Genomic DNA, 2,653 nt, shown 5'->3' on the forward strand with positions numbered 1-2,653 from the left:
GGGGGACTTTGAGAATACTCTTGTCCCCCCCTTGTTAAGGGGGGTTAGGGGGGATAGAAGGCCTAATAATCCAACAGTAGATAGGTACTCGGCTTGACGTGTTTGTTGACACCAATCGATATGAAGTTATTACTACGAACGGTACTATGGTCACAGATAAAATTATTGTTCCTTTGGATGTCCCCAGTCAGGAAAGTGCGATCGCACTTCTGGACAAACTGCCCGATGTATCATTCTGGAAAGTTGGTTTAGAGTTATTCGTTAGCTGCGGCCCTGCAATTATCGAGATTCTGAAAGAGAGGGAAAAACGGATTTTTCTAGATTTGAAATTTCACGATATCCCGAATACTGTGGCGGGTGCTTGTCGGGCTGCTGCCAAGTACAATGTGGATTTATTGACTATCCATTCTACTTGTGGTAAAGATGCTTTAAAAGCGGCACAGTCAGCTTTAGTAGAAGGAGCGGCGGCTGTCGATAAACCGACTCCTAAATTGATTGCAATTACTCTGTTAACGAGTTTGAATTCGCGACAGTTAGCTTTTGAGTTGAAAATACCTTTAGAGTTGCCGGAATATGCTTTGCACATGGCATTGTTAGCAAAAGAAACGGGTTTAGCTGGTGCTGTTTGCTCTCCCCAAGAAGCGGAACAGTTAAGAATGAGTTGCGGGGATGATTTTTTGTTGGTTTGTCCCGGCGTGCGTCCAAAATGGGCCGATGGGGGCGATCAAAAGCGATCGATGACTCCGAAAGCTGCTTTAAAAGCTGGTGCTGATTATTTGGTGATTGGGCGGCCGATTACGGCTTCTGACGATCCGGTGGCGGCTTTTGCGCGTATTTGTGAAGAGTTGGGATAAGTTACACCTTGATAATTCGGCGGTTGAAACCGCGTCTAAACAAACGAAGTCCGCCTGCGCGGACTAAGAAATAGAGAAGTTATTTGTTGTCACCAATATCTATCTCGCTACATCGACAGATAAATTTACAAGAAAAATAAAAACAATCCAAGCCAAAGCAAACCCATATTTGCTCTCCAATAGAATAAGAAATCAAATCGCCCGATAGATTAAACTACATTACGGAACAACAAGATTACGGAACAAAAAGACGACCAACGCCCATCCAGGTTTCGATATCCAGCAAGATTTCTAGAATGCGGTCAACACAACGATTTCGATAGACTCGATCGGCTAAAAATCGATCGGCATCTCCAATAGTAATCACAGGTAGGGAATCGACTGTGTTTTCTTCTCGGATCACCTGTTCTAGGGAGTCTTCACCCTTCATGCTTCGGTTAGCTGTAAGCAAAATCATCTGATTTTCTTGAGCAAGTCTCCAAACAACTCGATCGTTACTATCGATCGACAAATTCATCTGCTTGAAAGTTACAAAACGAATTGAGAGTAGATTTAACCAGCCTTGACTTGCTATATTGCCCAATAAAATATCTGCATGACCTCCCAGATTATGATCTATCAGAAAATTCATGCTTCTAGTTCGTGTTTGGCTTTTTGCTCTCGAAGTTTGGCCCAAAGAGCCTCTGTACCGGGTTTTGGTGGCATCGCTGCAACGCGGGCATAATGTTCTCGATTGCGCTCTTCCCAGTAATGCTGAATTTCTTTAGCTTGCTTTAAAACAACCTGATACTCTGCTTCAACTTCTGCACGATTTGCCTCAATGTATGATATGGCAACGTTAATCTGATCTTCTGTTAAGTCAAATAAGCCACGGATAAACTTCGGGGGATACTGAGCCGTCAGGTAGTCCATTACATCATAGAGGGTGATCCGCGTACCCGAAATTGTTAGTCCGCGCTCTGTACGGATGATATTTTGTTGATTGTTGGATATTGAAACTATATCCATAGCCTTTGAAACAATCTAAGAAATAATTCTATTATAACTCACAAATTTGTAATGTCGTGTTTCTAGCAATCTTTGAGCAAATTTACCATACGATCGCCCTGGTTTTGGCTGCGCCGGCTCTTGCGGTTAATCCTGCCGCAAATTATGCAAGTGGGTACACTTTGTTAGCGCGATCGCCCTGTCCGGCTGATTTGGAAGCTTTAGTCGATCGCCTGTTGCAAGATTTGCCGAGTTATGCTAACCGGGTAATTGTGCGATCGGGCTTTTCTCCTAACAACTCTAGGGCGATCGGTTACATACCCAATCAAATAATTTTAGCAGGTCGCCCGGAGTTTGAACCGCTACCTTTAAATTTTGAAGATGCACTTCCTGAAAATGCCAGTCAAGTTTTTATTACTACTTTGGAACGCCAGTATCGCGGGGGAAAGCGAGTCCAGATTCAGCAATATCACTGGCTATTTTTAACTAAAAGCGAGAAGGGGTGGGAATTAGTAAAGATTGTTTCTAGGTTTGGTACGGAGGCAGATGTTCGTCCGTTATCGCCAGCAGAAAGCGATCGAAGCGCAATTGCTGAGGCAATTCGTTTGTGGTTGCGAGATTGTCGTGCAAAATGAGAAGTGTAAAGGGCTAAAACTTTAGGCAGGCGCACAGAAAACCAAAAAACACATGATACCTTTATTGTCTATCCAAAGAGAACGACCATAATAATAGACTTGAATTGCAAAAATCGGAAAATACCCTAAAATTATCTGCGTTTATCTGTGTTTATCTGTCTGACATCTGCGGTTTCT

4 protein-coding genes are annotated in these 2,653 nt (G+C 43.2%); 2 read left to right on the plus strand and 2 right to left on the minus strand.

Features of this window, described 5'->3' with window-relative positions; translation table 11 throughout:
• Positions 1–146 precede the first annotated feature (146 nt).
• Positions 147–854, plus strand: coding sequence for an orotidine-5'-phosphate decarboxylase (pyrF, locus tag QT974_RS33355; protein WP_333472647.1), 708 nt, complete (start codon positions 147–149; stop codon positions 852–854).
• 235 nt (positions 855–1,089) lie between these two features.
• On the opposite strand, the gene QT974_RS33360 is transcribed toward pyrF, so the two are convergent.
• Together QT974_RS33360 and QT974_RS33365 are read right to left on the minus strand one after the other, a co-directional pair.
• On the minus strand, positions 1,090–1,485 hold the full coding sequence (locus QT974_RS33360) for an ACP S-malonyltransferase (protein ID WP_333472648.1): 396 nt from the start codon (positions 1,483–1,485) through the stop codon (positions 1,090–1,092).
• A complete protein-coding gene (locus tag QT974_RS33365) occupies positions 1,482–1,862 on the minus strand; it encodes a DUF433 domain-containing protein (protein ID WP_333472649.1) in 381 nt (126 codons plus the stop codon). Before QT974_RS33365 ends, QT974_RS33360 begins: the two co-directional genes overlap by 4 nt.
• A gap of 56 nt (positions 1,863–1,918) precedes the next feature.
• Between QT974_RS33365 and QT974_RS33370 the strand changes: the two genes are divergently transcribed.
• Entirely contained in the window at positions 1,919–2,476 is a 558-nt protein-coding gene (locus tag QT974_RS33370) for a hypothetical protein (protein WP_333472650.1), read from the plus strand.
• Positions 2,477–2,653: the final 177 nt, after the last annotated feature.

The organism is Microcoleus sp. BM001215392 (genome assembly GCF_036700185.1).
Lineage (GTDB): Bacteria > Cyanobacteriota > Cyanobacteriia > Cyanobacteriales > Microcoleaceae > Microcoleus.

What these genes read in the sequence shown, in the direction of transcription:
- pyrF (WP_333472647.1), top strand. Translation starts at nt 147, where the DNA reads ATGGTCACAGATAAAATTATTGTTCCTTTGGATGTCCCCAGTCAGGAA.
- QT974_RS33360 (WP_333472648.1), bottom strand. Translation starts at nt 1,485, where the DNA reads ATGAATTTTCTGATAGATCATAATCTGGGAGGTCATGCAGATATTTTA.
- QT974_RS33365 (WP_333472649.1), bottom strand. Translation starts at nt 1,862, where the DNA reads ATGGATATAGTTTCAATATCCAACAATCAACAAAATATCATCCGTACA.